Source organism: Pandoraea communis (assembly GCF_902459745.1).
GTDB lineage: Bacteria > Pseudomonadota > Gammaproteobacteria > Burkholderiales > Burkholderiaceae > Pandoraea > Pandoraea communis.
This window is the reverse complement of sequence record NZ_CABPSJ010000001.1, coordinates 203,755-219,899: the sequence shown is the minus strand read 5'-3', so window position 1 is coordinate 219,899 and position 16,145 is coordinate 203,755. Positions and strand designations below refer to the sequence as shown.

The 16,145-nt window shown below is 62.9% G+C and carries 12 protein-coding genes; 6 read left to right on the top strand and 6 right to left on the bottom strand.

Translation table 11 applies throughout. From position 1 onward, the window contains the following. Nucleotides 1-86: 86 nt before the first annotated feature. The 4 genes from queF to PCO31110_RS01075 all read right to left on the bottom strand — a co-directional run bounded on the left by queF (nt 87) and on the right by PCO31110_RS01075 (nt 4,161). The gene (gene queF / locus PCO31110_RS01090) at nt 87-914 is read right to left on the bottom strand and encodes an NADPH-dependent 7-cyano-7-deazaguanine reductase QueF (protein ID WP_150689427.1); all 828 of its coding nucleotides are present in this window, start codon (nt 912-914) and stop codon (nt 87-89) included. Next, complete coding sequence (locus tag PCO31110_RS01085) at nt 901-1,833, bottom strand: 5'-nucleotidase (protein ID WP_010805053.1); 933 nt, start codon at nt 1,831-1,833, stop codon at nt 901-903. The genes queF and PCO31110_RS01085 overlap by 14 nt, the downstream gene beginning before the upstream one ends. 57 nt (nt 1,834-1,890) lie before the next feature. Then, nucleotides 1,891-3,420 (bottom strand): threonine ammonia-lyase, biosynthetic, encoded by a 1,530-nt coding sequence (gene ilvA, locus PCO31110_RS01080; protein ID WP_010805054.1) that lies wholly within the window; start codon nt 3,418-3,420, stop codon nt 1,891-1,893. Between the two features lie 120 nt (nt 3,421-3,540). After that, the gene (locus tag PCO31110_RS01075; RefSeq protein ID WP_010805055.1) at nt 3,541-4,161 is read right to left on the bottom strand and encodes a nucleotidyltransferase family protein; all 621 of its coding nucleotides are present in this window, start codon (nt 4,159-4,161) and stop codon (nt 3,541-3,543) included. A 141-nt stretch (nt 4,162-4,302) separates the two neighbouring features. On the opposite strand from PCO31110_RS01075, the gene PCO31110_RS01070 reads away from it, so the two are divergent. Continuing rightward, complete coding sequence (locus PCO31110_RS01070) at nt 4,303-4,920, top strand: YqaA family protein (RefSeq protein ID WP_150689426.1); 618 nt, start codon at nt 4,303-4,305, stop codon at nt 4,918-4,920. Between the two features lie 203 nt (nt 4,921-5,123). On the opposite strand, the gene PCO31110_RS01065 is transcribed toward PCO31110_RS01070, so the two are convergent. Together PCO31110_RS01065 and PCO31110_RS01060 are read right to left on the bottom strand one after the other, a co-directional pair. Then, nucleotides 5,124-7,346: a xanthine dehydrogenase family protein molybdopterin-binding subunit gene (locus PCO31110_RS01065; protein ID WP_174979260.1), complete on the bottom strand. Its 2,223-nt coding sequence runs from the start codon at nt 7,344-7,346 to the stop codon at nt 5,124-5,126. An 18-nt stretch (nt 7,347-7,364) separates the two neighbouring features. Then, nucleotides 7,365-7,823, bottom strand: coding sequence for a (2Fe-2S)-binding protein (locus PCO31110_RS01060; RefSeq protein ID WP_010805058.1), 459 nt, complete (start codon nt 7,821-7,823; stop codon nt 7,365-7,367). Between the two features lie 587 nt (nt 7,824-8,410). On the opposite strand from PCO31110_RS01060, the gene PCO31110_RS01055 reads away from it, so the two are divergent. From PCO31110_RS01055 to ubiE, 5 genes are all read left to right on the top strand, one after another. Beyond that, the gene (locus tag PCO31110_RS01055) at nt 8,411-12,406 is read left to right on the top strand and encodes a DUF3683 domain-containing protein (RefSeq protein ID WP_150689425.1); all 3,996 of its coding nucleotides are present in this window, start codon (nt 8,411-8,413) and stop codon (nt 12,404-12,406) included. 52 nt (nt 12,407-12,458) lie between these two features. Beyond that, nucleotides 12,459-14,147 carry a Na+/H+ antiporter gene (locus PCO31110_RS01050; protein ID WP_150689424.1) on the top strand — a complete coding sequence of 563 codons (1,689 nt, stop codon included), beginning with the start codon at nt 12,459-12,461 and terminating at the stop codon, nt 14,145-14,147. Nucleotides 14,148-14,212: 65 nt separating this feature from the next. Further along, entirely contained in the window at nt 14,213-14,650 is a 438-nt protein-coding gene (locus PCO31110_RS01045; protein ID WP_150689423.1) for an HIT family protein, read from the top strand. A gap of 79 nt (nt 14,651-14,729) precedes the next feature. Then, a complete protein-coding gene (locus tag PCO31110_RS01040) occupies nt 14,730-15,143 on the top strand; it encodes a gamma-butyrobetaine hydroxylase family protein (RefSeq protein WP_010805062.1) in 414 nt (137 codons plus the stop codon). Between the two features lie 57 nt (nt 15,144-15,200). Beyond that, nucleotides 15,201-15,935, top strand: coding sequence for a bifunctional demethylmenaquinone methyltransferase/2-methoxy-6-polyprenyl-1,4-benzoquinol methylase UbiE (gene ubiE / locus PCO31110_RS01035; RefSeq protein ID WP_150689422.1), 735 nt, complete (start codon nt 15,201-15,203; stop codon nt 15,933-15,935). Nucleotides 15,936-16,145: the final 210 nt, after the last annotated feature.

The window sequence follows — 16,145 nt, the reverse complement described above, 5'->3', positions numbered from 1 at the left end:
GCGCTACGCAAGGACTCCTGAGTCGGTGGATTGGGCGACGGGACTCACTCACCCGTCGCCATTTTTTACGTCGCGTTCAGGCCGCGTCATTGACGCGCAGTGCGCGCGTTGTCCGGCATCGGCAGCGTGAAGTTGGTGCGAAACGGGTTGATGTCCAGTCCGCCGCGTCGCGTGTAGCGGGCGTAGACGGCCAACTGGCTCGGTTTGCACTGACGCAGGATGTCCATGAAGATGCCTTCCACGCATTGCTCGTGAAAGCCGGTATGGCGCCGGTACGAAATCACGTACTTGAGCAGGCCTTCCTGATCGATCGGCGGCCCGACGTAGCGAATTTGCAGGCTGCCCCAGTCGGGTTGTCCGGTCACCGGGCAGTTGGACTTGAGCAGGTTCGACACGAGCGTTTCGTCCACGTGCGGCTCGCCCTGCGCGGCCTTGAGCAACGTGGCATCGGGCGCGTAGACGTCGGTCTCGATGTCGAGACGGTCGACGAGCAGGCCGTCGAGTTCATCGAGTTCGAGTTTGACGAAGGCGGCCGGCTCGACGAGGCGTACTTGTACGGCCGCGCCCGCCGCTTCCGACAGGTCTTGCTGAATCAGCGCGCGTGCGGCATCGACACTCGCCAGCTTGGTTTGTGCGAACGAGCCGAGATACAGCTTGAACGACTTCGATTCGACGATGTTGGGCGAGTCGGCCGGTACGATGGCGGTCAGCAGCGCAATCTGCGGTTTGCCCTTTTCGTTGAGCCATGAGAGTTCGTATCCGTTCCAGATGTCCGCGCCGAAAAACGGCAGGACATCGGGCACCCCGATGGCTGCGCGCGCCGGAGCGCGGGCGATCGGAAAGAGCAGGGACGGCGCGTATTGCTCGGTGTAGGCAACTTCTTTGCCGAGCGGAGATTGGTCAGGCGTTGTCATGATTTGCAATGCCACTGATGACGTGTCCGGTCGGGCTGACCCGCGCGGCCGACTCGCAGTGGCGTGTCTGATCGTCGAAGAAGAAATCGGGCTCGAACTCGCGCAGGAATGTGCCTTTGTCCAGCCCGCCCAGGAACATCGCCTCATCGATGTCGATTTGCCAGTCCATCAGCGTGCGAATGGCGCGTTCGTGCGCCGGGGCGGAGCGCGCCGTCACGAGTGCGGTACGGATTTTGACCGGGACTTCGTGACCCGCAAGCGTCTGCAAGCGGTGCAGTGCCAGCAACAACGGTTTGAACGGACCCGGCGGCAGCGGGGTGGCGGCGCGTTCGATTTCGTGTTGCTGGAACGCGTCGAGGCCGTTGCTCTGGAAGATCCGCTCGGCTTCGTCGGAGAAGAGCACCGCATCGCCGTCGAAGGCGATGCGGATTTCGCCGGGATGAAGCTCCGCTTTCTTGGCTGAATCGGGATACACGCGCGCTGCCGGAAAGCCGGCTGCCAGTGCACTGCGCACGTCGCGCTCGTTGGCCGACAGGAACAGGTGTGCGCCCAGCGCGTTGAGATACCCGAACGGATCGCGTCCGCGCGTGAACACGCCGCGCTCGATCTTGAGGTCGACCTGACGCGCGGAACGAAACACGCGCATGCCGCTCACGGGGTCGTTACGCGAGAGCACGACGACTTCGACGCGATGCTTGTCGATCTCGTTGCCTTCGTTGAACGCGAGCAGCTTTTTCACAAGCGGGAACGCCACACCGACCCGCGCGGGCACGTCGAGGCGTTCGAGCTGATAGCGCATGTAGGACTTGTCGTCGCCGTGCGCCACACCGGTCTCGTACACGCGGTTCTCTTCTTCGAAGTCGAACAGCGCGCGCGAGGATATCGCGACGACGAGTTTGTTTTCGAGCGAGATCGGCATGGTGGCGGCGTGGTCCTGTCGTGATCGGGTGGCGGGAGGCGTCTACGCGGTTCCGGCTTACGCGAGGAACAGTTTGTAGACGGGGTTATCGCTTTCGTCCCAGTAAGGATAGCCGAGCGTGGCAAGGAAGTCGCGGAACGCGGCTTTCTCGTTGTCCGGCACCTGAATACCCACGAGGATGTTGCTGTAGTCGGCCCCCTGATTCCGGTAATGGAACAGGCTGATGTTCCAGTTCGGGCTCATGGCCGAGAGGAATTTCATCAACGCACCGGGGCGCTCGGGGAACTCGAAGCGGTACAGCACTTCGTGGCTGGCGAGCGCCGAGCGGCCACCGACCATGTAGCGGATGTGCTGTTTGGACAACTCGTCGTTGGACAGGTCGAGCGTGGGGAAGCCGTGGCGCTCGAAACCCGCTTTGATGCGGTCGCCTTCGTCGCGATTGTGCATCTGGATACCCACGAAGATGTGGGCGCTCGACGCTTCGCTAATTCGGTAGTTGAACTCGGTCACATTGCGGCTGCCCACCACTTCGGTAAAGCGCTTGAAGCTGCCGCGCGCCTCGGGAATGGTGACGGCGAACACGGCTTCACGCGCCTCGCCGACTTCGGCACGCTCTGCTACGAAGCGCAGGCGGTCGAAGTTCATGTTCGCACCGGAGGTGACGGCCACGAGCGTTTCGCCTTTGAGCTTTTCGCGCTCGCTGTACAGCTTTGCGCCCGCTACGGACAGCGCGCCGGACGGTTCGAGCACGCTGCGGGTGTCCTGGAAGACATCTTTGATCGCGGCGCAGAGCTGGTCGGTATCCACGCGCACGACTTCATCGAGGTAGGCCTGGCACAGGCGGAAGGTTTCCGCGCCGACGTATTTCACGGCCGTGCCGTCGGCGAAGAGGCCAACGTCGCCCAGCAACACGCGCTCGCCTGCATGGATGGATTGGGCCATGGCATCGGAGTCGACCGATTGCACACCGATGATCTTGATCTCGGGGCGCACCGCTTTGACATAGGCGGCGATACCGGCTGCGAGACCGCCACCGCCGATGGGCACGAAGATGGCATGCAGCGGCCCCTGATGCTGGCGCAATATTTCCATGGCGATGGTGCCCTGGCCGGCGATGACGTCGGGATCGTCGAACGGCGGCACGAAGGTGAGGCCGCGTTCTTCCTGCAACGTCATGGCGTGAGCGTACGCGTCGCTATACGAGTCGCCCGCAAGCACGACTTCGACGGCGCGCCCGCCGTGGGTTTTCACAGCGTCGATTTTCAGTTGCGGCGTGGTGATCGGCATGACGATGACGGCTTTGCAGCCCAGACGTGCCGCCGAGTACGCCACACCCTGTGCATGGTTGCCGGCCGACGCGGTGAGCACACCGCGCTCGCGCTCGGCTTCGCTCAGGTTGGCCATCTTGTTGTACGCGCCCCGAATCTTGAAGGAGAACACCGTCTGGTTGTCTTCGCGCTTGAGATAAATTCGATTGTGCAGCCGCATGGATAGCGTGCGCGCCAATTCGAGTTCGCTTTCTTTAGCGACGTCGTAGACTTTTGCGGTCAGGATCTTCTTCAGGTAGTCGGGAGCTGCGTCGGACATGATTTAAGGCTTCTTCAGGTTAGGCACATCAAGGAACAAAAGGACAATGATAGACCAGCACGTCCGCTGGGGCGGTCGCGCTTGTCTCTCGGGAAAAAACGGGAAAGGGGAGTGCGCGCCCTAGCGAAGGTCGTCTGGGGTGTCGATGTCGCGCACGATTCCGGCGTCGTCGACATCGACGATCGTAATGTGCTCGCTAATCAACAGGTCGCGCGCGCCAATGTCGCCATCAAGGGCGGCCAGACGCGAGGTAAAGGCAGAACCGAACGCGACGGGATGGCCACGTTGTCCCTGGTAGCTCGGCGCGACGACGGCTTCGGGCGAGGTGAGCCCGCTGGCGATCGCACGCACGGTATTCGGGTGGATGTACGGCATGTCGGCCAGCGCAACGAGCCAGCCATCGAGATGCTCAAGCCCAGGGGGCGGATCTTCGTCGACGCCGGACTGGATGCCGGCAGCGAGCGTCGCACCCATGCCGCGCTTGGTCGCGCGGCTCATCACGACTTCGCAACCCGCCTGCAACAGCACGTTCTCCAACTCGGCCGAATCCGGACGCACCACCGCAATGACGCGCGGCAATACCGCCAGCAGCGCATGGGCGCTGGCAAGGGCAACGGATCGGTTCAGGGGATCTCCGGGCAGCGGCGCGAGCAGCTTGTTCCGGCGCCCAGCCGCATCGAAGCGGGTACCGAGTCCGCCAGCCAGTAGAATGGCCACGGGCGGCGTCAGGAGTCGGGTCATGGTCTCGCATTATGCGCCAGACTTTTTGATTCTGCCAAACGACGCGTGCTTGCGCCGCATTGCGCATGTGCCCACCGCCCGGTCGGTCACGGGGCGGGATTCGCCTTATTTCTCTATCGGTTTTGCTTTTTCCGGAGTTGCATGGAGTCGTTCATCACCTGGCTGCTAGGCGCGCTCGCACTGCCCGGCATCGGACTGCCAGCCATTTTTCTGGTGTCGTTTCTGTCCGCCACACTGCTGCCCATGGGCTCGGAACCCGCGCTATTCGGGTATGTGGCCCTCAATCCCCACATGTTCTGGCCCGCCATCGCCGTGGCAAGCGTGGGCAACACCGCCGGTGGCATGCTCGACTGGTGGATGGGCTTCGCCGCACGACGCGGCTTTGTACGCCTCAAGGCCCGCCGGCGGGCGCATGCTCGCGCTGCCGTGCTCGCCAGTGGGGGAGCTGCGACTGCCATCACCGTAGGCGTTGACGACGACGGCAAACGCGCCGACAGCAAAGCGCCAATGAATGAACGCTATCACCGCTGGATGCGCCGCTTCGGCCCACCCCTTCTCCTCCTCTCCTGGCTCCCCATCGTCGGCGACCCCTTCTGCTCCCTCGCAGGATGGCTTCGACTCCCCTGGCGCACCTGTCTCTTCTATATCGCCATCGGGAAGACACTCCGGTATATCGCTATTACTTACCTCATGCTTCGTGTGCCCGAGTCCTTTTGGCAGGGGTTTTTTGCGCCGTTCAAGCATTTGCTGGTCGGGTAAGGACGATTGGTATCCCTCCGCCTCGTCCTGCCACGCACCCCCCCCCCCCCCCCCCCCCCCCCCCCCCCAGAGTTCTGTCCGAAGTCCGGGGAGCGGGACTGGGGCCCCTTTCCGCCTCTCAGACATAAACCCAACTCGCTGCAGAAAGGGGCCCCAGTCCCGCTTTTCATCTCTCTTTCTTTGCCCCCCCCTCCCTCTCATCCTTACGCCTGCGTTACTTCGAACGGCAACGCTCGCTGCCGCTTACCCGTCAACCCAAAGAGCGCATTCGCATACGCCGGCGCTAACGGCGGTAAACCCGGCTCGCCCATGCCCGTCGGTGCATCCCCCGAGCTGACCACGTGCACACTGATCGCGGGCATGTCCGTCAACCGCGCCACCATGTACTGATGGAAGTTGCTCTGCTCCACTTCCCCATCCTTTAACGTGATGGCCGCACCCGGTAACGTCGTGCCCAATCCCATCAGCGCCGCACCCTCTACCTGTGCCGCCACCGTCAACGGATTGACCGCGAAATTGCAATGTACCCCCGCCGTCGCACTTATCAATCGCGGCGACCCATTTCGCATCTCAGCCACCACCACGTACGCCACCACGGAATCAAAGGACTCATGGACCGCCACGCCCCACGCTTGTCCCGCCGGCAACTTGGCCTTTCCATAACCCGAACGCTCCACCGCCAACGCCAACGCCTCACGGTGACGCGGATGCTTGTCCCCCATCAACGCATATCGATACGCCACCGGATCCTGCCCAGCATTCTTCGCCAACTCGTCTATCAGCGTCTCCATGACGAACGCCGTGTGTGTGTTGCCCACCGACCGCCACCACAACACCGGGACGTTGACCTGCGGACTGTGTAACGTCAGGCGCAATGGCACGGCGTACGGGGTTCCCAACACACCCTCCACACTGGTGCCGTCGATCCCGTTCTTGACCATCATCTTTTCAAACGGCGTGCCCTGCAAAATCGATTGGCCCACGATGGTGTGATTCCACGCCAGTACGTTGCCCTTGGCGTCAAGCCCGATCTCGGCTCGATGCACGTACATCGGGCGATAGTAGCCCCCGCGAATGTCGTCCTCGCGGCTCCAGATCACTTTGACCGGCTCACGATGCCCCGCGCGCCGCCACGCCTTCGCCACCTGTGCCGCCTCAACACCATAGTCCGACGTCGGCACCGCCCGGCGGCCAAATCCACCACCCGCCATCAAGGTGTGCAGCTTGACCTGCTCAGGCTTCAGGTCGAGGGTGCGCGCAATGGCCGCCTGATCGACGGTCTGGAATTGCGTGCCTGTCCACACTTCAGCCCCCCTGTCGGAGAGCTGCACGGTGCAGTTCAAAGGCTCCATCGGCGCATGCGCCAGATACGGGAAGCTGTACTCCGCCACGAGCGTTTTGGGAGCACCCTTGAGTTTGGAAATGTCCCCATCGATGGCGACCGTGCCCGGCGTCTTGGCCATCTCTCTGAATTTGGCCAACTGCGCTGTGGTGTCTACGTGCTCTACGCTACCGGTGTCCCATGTGGCATTGAGCGCGTCACGGCCAGTCTTGGCCTGCCAGTAACCATCGGCTATCACGGCCACCGCAGTGCCGCCTCGATCGTCCGGGATCTCCAGCACGTCGCGCACACCCTTGACCGCACGCGCCGCTTTGGCGTCGAAGCGCTTGACTTTCGCACCGAAGACGGGCGGACGCGCAACGACGGCCACTTTCAGGTTCGGCAGCTTGAAGTCCATGCCGTACATCGGCACGCCGGTAGATTTGGCACGCGCATCGAGCCGGCCCGTCGGCTTGCCGAGCAATCGGAACGCCGACGGATCTTTGAGGGCAACGTCAGCCGGCACCGGCAGTGCCTGCGCACGCGCGGCGAGGCTGCCGTACGTGGCGCGCTGGCCGTTCGGACCCAGCACGACGCCGTTTTCGGTGCGCAACTGCGCCGCCGGAACTTTCCATTGCTGCGCGGCAGCCGCGATGAGCATGGCGCGCGCAGATGCCCCGATGCGCCGGTACTGAAGCCACGAGTGGGCAACGGAACCGGAGCCGCCCGTCATCTGGATGCCGAACAGCGGGTCTTTGTAGACATCGGCCGCAGGCGCCAGTTCGCTTCGCACCTTGGACCAGTCGCAATCGAGTTCTTCCGCGACGAGCATGGGCAGCGCTGTCTGCACCCCCTGTCCGAAATCGAGGCGGTTGACCTGGATGGTGACGGTATTGTCCGTGCCAATATGTACGAACGCCGACGGTACGACGGGCGTGGCCGCCGCCCCCTGCGCACTGGCAGTGCGCACCGCGCCGGGCAGCGACATCTCGAGCATCAGGCCGCCGGCAGCAATCGCCGACGTCTTGAGAAACGCACGGCGCGTCAGGCCGGTGAAGTCGCCCACAGCCACGCCGGGGCGCTGGGAAAAACGAAGTTCACGCATGGTGATTTTCTCCTCGCCTCAGGCCAGCGACGCCGCAGCGTCTTTGATGGCCGCCCGAATGCGGGCGTAGGTGCCGCAGCGGCAAATATTGCCAGCCATGGCTGCGTCGATCTGCTCGTCGTTCGGCTGCTTGTTCTCGCGCAGCAACGCAGCGGCAGACATGATCTGGCCGCTCTGGCAGTAACCGCACTGGGGCACGTCGTGCTTGACCCAGGCATCCTGCACGGCGCGTCCGACAGGATCTGCACCAACGTTTTCAATGGTGGTGACTTTTTTGCCCGCGACGGCGGAAATCGGGGTGATGCAGCTCCGGATGGGCGCACCGTCCAGATGCACGGTGCACGCACCACACAGCGCCATGCCACAACCGAACTTGGTGCCGGTCATATTGAGCGCATCGCGCAAGGTCCAGAGCAAGGGCGTGGCAGGGTCGACATCGACCTGCACGGGACGGCCGTTCAGTTGAAACGTAACCATAGAGACACCTCTTGACGGGTGGATGGATCGGGGGACCGCCCAAACATACTCCCATTCGTTGGAAATTTCAGCCCAGAAATGTGGTGTAAGTCGTTGTGTTTAAATGGATATAGCGCTATACGGGGATTGCGCGATCGCCTTGGTGGATTCGTGGAGCGAGCGGTTGTGGACGCACCATCAACGCTGCAATGAATCTGCCGGGGCGCGGCGGAGGAGGGGGGCGGAGGGGAATCGCGCGCCACCAAGGGGGAATTCGCTGCGGCCCCGACGTGTTGCGGTGCAATGAAGTACAATTCTGACTACATTCCCCTACCAACACTTTCCAAGCCGGAAGAAAGATCTGGGCATGCGCACCAACTGCCTCACCCCTCTGTGCTTCTGCTCGATGACCGGACACGATTCGTCATCGACGTTTTCGCACGGCAGTCGTCGATCTCGCTGACCGCAGATCGTCTGTTGCCGGCGCGCGCGCATCCGTCGCGTCTGCCGCCGGCATTCCTAGCGCATACCCGATTTTGACTTTCGGCGCGTCTCGCGAGACGAACGCCGACGGCGGATGCACCGCCGCACCTGACGAGCCCGACAAGATGAACGCACCCTTGCCTGCCTTCGAGCCGCACGACGCAAAGCATGCCGTAGCCGCACAACCCGCGCGGCTGCGCGAGATTCCCTATAACTACACGTCGTTTTCGGATCGCGAAATCGTCATGCGCCTGCTGGGCGCCGACGCCTGGGCCATCCTCGACGAACTCCGCGCAGAGCGCCGTACCGGCCGCTCGGCCCGCATGCTGTATGAAGTCCTCGGCGACATCTGGGTGGTTCGCCGCAATCCCTATCTGCAAGACGACCTGCTCGACAATCCGAAGCGTCGCAAGCTGCTGATCGACGCCCTCGATCACCGGCTCAACGAGATCGACAAGCGTCGTCGTGCCGATGTGGCCGAGCACGCCGATGCAACTGGCCGCGAGCGCGCCGCCCGCGTGGAGCAACTGGAAGCGGCCGCTCGCCGCGCCGTAGCGGATTTCGCCGCCGAGTTTGGCAAGATGGCCGATCTGCGCCGCCGCGCAAAGAAGGTGCTCGGCCGCACGACCGCTCACGACAACATCAAGTTCGACGGACTGTCGCGTGTCTCGCATGTGACGGACGCCACCGACTGGCGCGTGGAGTACCCGTTCGTCGTGCTCACACCGGATAGCGAGGCCGAGATGGCGGCGCTGGTGAAGGGCTGCTTCGAACTCGGACTGACGGTTATTCCGCGCGGAGGCGGCACCGGCTATACGGGCGGCGCGATTCCGCTCACGCCGTTCTCGGCCGTCATCAATACGGAAAAACTCGAGCAGCTCGACGAGGTCGAATATTCGGTCCTGCCGGGCGTCGACAAGCCGGTGCCGACGATTTTCTCGGGCGCAGGTGTGGTAACGCGCCGTGTCGCCGAAGCCGCCGAACGCGCCGGTCTGGTGTTCGCGGTTGACCCGACGTCGATCGACGCGTCGTGCATCGGCGGCAACGTGGCGATGAACGCCGGTGGCAAGAAGGCCGTGCTGTGGGGCACGGCGCTCGATAACCTCGCGTGGTGGCGTATGGTCGACCCGCAAGGCAACTGGCTTGAAGTCACCCGCCACGATCACAATCTCGGCAAGATTCACGACATTCCGGTCGCTCGCTTCGAATTGAAGTGGTTCGATGGCAATCAGGCGCCCGGCGCTGTGCTGCTCAAGACGGAAATGCTGGAGATCGAGGGCAAGCGCTTCCGCAAGGAAGGCCTCGGCAAGGACGTCACGGACAAGTTCCTCGCCGGTCTGCCCGGCATTCAGAAGGAAGGCTGCGACGGGCTGATCACGAGCGCACGCTGGATTCTGCACAAGATGCCAGCGCACACGCGCACGGTCTGTCTGGAGTTCTTCGGCCAGGCGAAGGAAGCCATTCCGAGCATCGTCGAAATCAAGGACTACATGTTCGCCCAGACGGCCTCGGGCGGTGCGATTCTGGCCGGCCTCGAACATCTGGACGAACGTTATCTGCGCGCCGTGGACTATGCCACGAAGTCGAAGCGCAACGCGTTCCCGAAGATGGTGCTGATCGGCGATATCGTCGGTGACGACGACAACGCGGTCGCACAGGCGACGTCGGAAGTCATTCGCATGGCCAACGGCAAGAGCGGCGAAGGCTTCGTCGCCGTGTCGGCCGAAGCCCGCAAGAAGTTCTGGCTCGACCGCTCGCGTACCGCCGCCATCGCGCGCCACACCAACGCCTTCAAGATCAACGAAGACGTGGTGATCCCGCTGCCGCGCATGGGCGAGTACACGGATCACATCGAACGCATCAACATCGAACTGTCGCTCAAGAACAAGCTGCAACTGGTCGATGCGCTCGAAACGTTCTTCGAAGCCGGCAATCTGCCGCTGGGCAAGACCGACGACGCGAACGAAATTCCGTCGGCCGAACTGCTCGAAGATCGCGTGCAGACGGCGCTTACGCTGCTGCGCGACGTGCGCGCACGTTGGGTGTTTCTGCGCGATCACTTCGAACTGCCGCTGGCCGAGGCGATTCCGCTGCTCAATCGTCACGGCATCCGCGACATGAACGTGGCGCTGAACGACCGGCTGAACAAGCAGCCGCAAACACGTCTGATCGATCTGCTGCAAGATCGTACGATCCGCGTGTCGTGGAAGCAGGAAATTCGCGCCGAACTGCGCCAGATTTTCACGGGCGGCGAGTTCAAGCCGATCCTCGACGAAGCGCAAGCCATTCACAAGCGCGTGCTGCATGGCCGTGTGTTCGTCGCGCTGCATATGCACGCGGGCGACGGCAATGTGCACACGAATATCCCGGTGAACTCGGATAACTACGAGATGCTCCAGGACGCGCACAAGGCGGTGGCTCGCATCATGGGCATCGCGCGCTCGCTCGACGGTGTGATCTCGGGCGAACACGGCATCGGCATCACCAAGCTGGAGTTCCTGACGCAAGAAGAGATCGGCGAATTCCGCGCGTACAAGCAACGCGTGGACCCGGAAGGGCGCTTCAACAAGGGCAAGCTGCTCGACCTGCCCGACCTGCCCGCCGATCTGCGCAATGCCTATACGCCCAGCTTCGGGCTGATGGGCTACGAGTCGCTCATCATGCAGCAGTCGGACATCGGGGCGATTGCCGACAGCGTGAAGGACTGCCTGCGCTGCGGCAAGTGCAAGCCGGTGTGTGCCACGCACGTGCCGCGCGCGAATCTGCTGTACAGCCCGCGCAACAAGATTCTCGCAACTTCGCTGCTCATCGAGGCGTTCCTGTACGAGGAACAGACGCGCCGCGGTGTGTCGATCAAGCACTGGGACGAGTTCAACGATGTGGCCGATCACTGCACGGTTTGCCACAAGTGCGTCACGCCCTGCCCGGTGAAGATCGACTTCGGCGACGTGACGATGAACATGCGCAACCTGCTGCGCAAGATGGGCAAGAAGAAGTTCAATCCGGGCGCTGCCGCCGGTATGTTCTTCCTGAACGCCACCCGTCCGGAAACGATCAACATCACCCGAAAGGTGATGATCGACTGGGGTTACAAAGCCCAGCGTTTCGGCGCGGACATCTTCAAGAAAATCGCGAAGAAGCAGACGGCGCACCCGCCTGCGACGGTCGGCAAGCCGCCCCTGCGCGAGGAGGTGATCCACTTCGTGAACAAGAAGATGCCAGGCAATCTGCCGAAGAAGACGGCGCGCGCACTGCTCGACATCGAAGACAACAAGGTGGTGCCGATCATCCGCAATCCGAAGACCACCACGGTGGATTCGGAAGCGGTGTTCTACTTCCCCGGTTGCGGCTCGGAGCGTCTGTTCTCGCAGGTCGGACTGGCCACGCAAGCCATGCTCTGGCATGTGGGCGTGCAGACGGTGCTGCCGCCGGGCTATCTGTGCTGCGGTTATCCGCAGCGCGGCTCGGGGCAGGGCGATAAGGCCGAGAAGATCGTGACGGACAATCGCGTGTTGTTCCACCGTATGGCGAACACGCTGAACTACCTCGACATCAAGACGGTGGTCGTGTCGTGCGGCACTTGCTACGATCAACTCGCGGGCTATGAATTCGAGAAGATCTTCCCGGGCTGCCGCATCATCGATATCCATGAATACCTGCTCGAGAAGGACGTGAAGCTCGCAGGCGTGAACGGCACGCGCTACATGTATCACGACCCCTGCCACACGCCGATCAAGACGATGGACCCGGTCAAGCTCGTGAACCAGTTGATGGGCAGCGAGAACGACGGCTACAAGATCGAGAAGAACGATCGCTGCTGCGGCGAATCGGGTACGCTGGCGGTCACGCGCCCCGACATCTCGACGCAGATCCGCTTCCGCAAGGAAGAGGAAATGCGCAAGGGGGCCGCGAAGCTGCGTGCAGATGGCAAGGTCGGCGATGTCAAGATCCTCACGAGCTGTCCGTCGTGCCTGCAAGGTCTGTCGCGCTATAACGAAGACGCTAACGTCACGGCCGACTACATCGTCGTCGAGATCGCCAAGCATGTACTGGGCGAAGAATGGCTGGTGGATTACGTCAAGGATGCAAACAACGGCGGTATCGAACGCGTGCTGGTCTGATGCACCTCCTGGGGACGCGGCCGATGCTTGACCGACGGGCCACGGAGGTGGCATGGAAGTAGTCTATACAGCACTCGTCCTGCTGTTCGTGGTGGCGCTGACCGGCGTGCTGGTCAGCTTCATGCGATTCCTGCCGGTACCGCTCGTGCAGATCGCCGTGGGCGCCGCGCTCGCCTATCCGGGCGCGGGGCTGCACATCGATCTGGACCCCGAGATTTTCTTCCTGCTGTTCATCCCGCCGTTGCTCTTCGCCGACGGCTGGCGCATGCCCAAACGCGAGTTCTGGCATCTGCGCGTGCCGATCGTCGCCATGGCGCTGGGCCTGGTGATCTTCACCGTGCTCGGTGTGGGTTATTTCATCCACTGGATGATTCCGTCGATTCCGCTCGCCGTGGCGTTCGCGCTCGGCGGCGTGCTCTCGCCGACCGACGCCGTGGCTGTCTCCGCGCTCACCGGACGCATGCGCATGCCCACGCGGCTGATGCACGTGCTCGAAGGCGAGGCGATGATGAACGACGCGTCGGGCCTCGTCGTCTTCAAGTTCGCACTCGTTGCCGCTACCACGGGACTCTTCTCCATCGGCAGCGCGACGTTCTCTTTTTTCGTCATCGCGCTGGGCGGACTGCTCGCCGGCTGGGCCGTGACGTGGCTCTTCACGCAGTTCCACCGCCGGGTGATGCACGCGTCCACGGAGGAGCCCGCCACTGTCGTGCTGCTTCTGCTGCTGCTACCGTTCGCCGCCTATTTGCTGGCCGAACACTTCGGTTTTTCCGGCATTCTCGCGGCCGTGGCCGCCGGCATGGCGGTCAGCTCGACCGACCTGCTCAACTCTCGCACAGCGACGCGCATTCTCGGTAACGGCGTGTGGTCGATGCTCGAGTTCGTGTTCAACGGCGCCGTGTTCGTGCTGCTCGGGCTGCAATTGCCGGATATCGTGCGCGCTGCGCTGCGCCCAGGCGAGCCTCTGTGGGGTACGCTCACGAATCTGGGCGAACTGATGTTCTACGTCGGCGCGATTTCGGCGGTTCTCATCGTGCTGCGCTTCTGCTGGGTGTGGGTGGCGTGGCGGGCGATGTATTTCCTCGGCATGCGGCGCGGTGAAATCACGATGAAGCCCGGCATGCGCTTTACCAGCGTGACGGCCCTCTCGGGCGTGCGCGGCGCGGTGACGTTGGCCGGTGCACTCTCGGTGCCGCTGGCATTGCCCGGCGGGGCGCCGTTCCCAGGACGCGATCTGCTGATCTTTCTGGCCGCCGGCGTGATCCTGCTTTCGCTGATCGGGGGCAGTGTCGGTTTGCCGATCTTGCTGCGGGGCGTGCGCTGGCCTGCGGAAGACATGCGTAATCGCGAGTTGAGCGAAGCGCGACTCGCGGCCTCGGAGGCCGCCATCCGGGCCATCGAATCGTTGCAGAAAGTGATCGCCAAGTCGGGCGACGAACTCGATACCGCCGTTTGTGCCGAAGCCGCCGCGCGGGTCATGGGACGCTATCGCCGCACGCTCAACGTGTCGAGCGCCACCGACGAAATGCGCGCGCGTGCGGTGCGCGAGGTCGAAGTCGAGCGCCGGTTGCGGGCGGCGTCGCTGCAAGCCGAGCGCGTGGAGCTGTCGCGTTTGCGCATTACCCATCGAATCAACGACGAGACGTTGCGCGAGTTGCTCAGCGAAATCGATTTCGCCGAACTCGCGCTCGGATCGGTTGACCCAGCCACTGGCAAGCGCAAGAAGAGCAGAAAACGCTGACGCGAGCCGCTTCCGGTGGCGGTGCCGGCGTCGGCGCATGGCAGGCTAACAAAGGGAGAACAATCATGGAGTGTCCGTTTTGCACGGGGGATGGCGGGGAAGTCGTGTGGCGCGATCCGGTGCTGCGCGTGGTGCTCGCGAACGAACCCGGCTATCCCGGCTTCGCGCGGGTGATCTGGCATGCCCATGTCGCTGAAATGAGCGATTTGCCCGAAGCCGCGCGCGAACACGTGATGCGTGTGGTGTTTGGCGTCGAGACCGCCCTGCGCACGGTGATGTCGCCCGATAAGGTCAATGTGGCCAGTCTGGGCAATAGGGTGCCGCATGTGCATTGGCATGTGATTCCGCGATATCGGGACGATGTCCATTTCCCCGACTCGGTCTGGAGTGCGCCGCAACGCGAGGTGCCGCAGCCAGTGCTGGCCGAACGCGCGGCCTGGATGCCCGCGCTGCGCGGGGCTATCGTGGCAGAATTGGGCCGTGTTCCGGCGTGGCCGGCATGACCGTTGGAACCTGAGCAGCTATACTGCCGGCCGATGTGCCGCCTGTCGGCACACCGACTGATTCTTCTGGAGCAAGACAATGGCTGGGCTGGAGAAAGACACGCCGATTCCCGTTTCCCTGACGCTGCATCGCGCATCAAAGGTGCTGGAACTTGGTTACGAGGACGGCACACACTACCGCCTGCCGTTCGAATTGCTGCGCGTGCTCTCGCCGTCGGCGGAAGTGCGCGGTCACGGGCCGGGGCAGGAGACGCTGCAAACCGGCAAGCGTGACGTTACGCTGAACGGTCTCGAGCCCATCGGCAACTACGCGGTGCGGCCGGTCTTTTCGGACGGTCACGACACCGGCATCTATTCGTGGGATTACCTCTACGAGCTGTGCGTGCGTCAGGACGCCCTGTGGCAGGAATATCTGGACAAGCTCGCGGCGGCGGGCGTCGACCGCGACACGCCGATGCCGTCGCCGGCTGCCGGCGGCTGCCACCACCATTGAGGCCCCGGCGGGGCGCCCACAGAGTGGGCACCCGCTTACATGATTTTGGAGATTGCAATGGGCCAACAGACCCACTTCGGTTATGAAACCGTCGACGAGAAGGAAAAGGCCGGCAAGGTTGCCGAGGTGTTCCATTCGGTGGCGAGCAAGTACGACATCATGAACGACCTGATGTCGGGCGGTCTGCACCGGATCTGGAAGGCCTTCACGATCGGGCGCGCTGCCGTGCGCCCCGGCTTCAAGGTGCTCGACATCGCGGGTGGCACCGGCGACCTGTCGAAGGCGTTCGCCCGTGCCGCGGGCCCGACCGGCGAGGTCTGGCTCACCGACATCAATGAATCCATGCTGCGCGTGGGCCGCGATCGCCTGCTCGACGCGGGCATCGTCACCCCGACGCTGCTGTGCGACGCCGAGAAACTACCGTTCCCGTCGAATTATTTCGATGTGGTGACCGTGGCGTTCGGCCTGCGCAACATGACCCACAAGGACGCCGCCCTCGCCGAAATGCGCCGTGTCATCAAGCCGGGCGGCAAGGTGATGGTGCTGGAGTTCTCGAAAGTCTGGCAACCGCTGGAAAAGGCGTACGACGCCTATTCCTTCAAGGTGTTGCCGTGGCTGGGTTCGCGCATTGCAGGCGACGCCGAGAGCTACCGCTATCTGGCCGAGTCGATCCGCATGCACCCCGATCAGGAAACGCTCAAGACGATGATGGAAGAGGTCGGTCTGGAGCGCGTGGAGTACCACAACCTGAGCGCCGGCGTGGTCGCGCTGCATATCGGACGCAAGTTCTGACGCGTCGGAAAACTAAGTACTCACTCACCTGATTCGACTCAGCGCCTCGGTTTGCGGAAAAATTCCGCGCCGGGGCGCTTCTCTAAGTACAAGCTAATTTTGCTGTGGCAGAATCGGTCGTCGCCTAGTCTGGTTTCAATACGTAAAAAAAGTACTGAACCATTCGGGGCGACGCATGTCTGTAGACAGCAACCTATAAACTCCACGGAG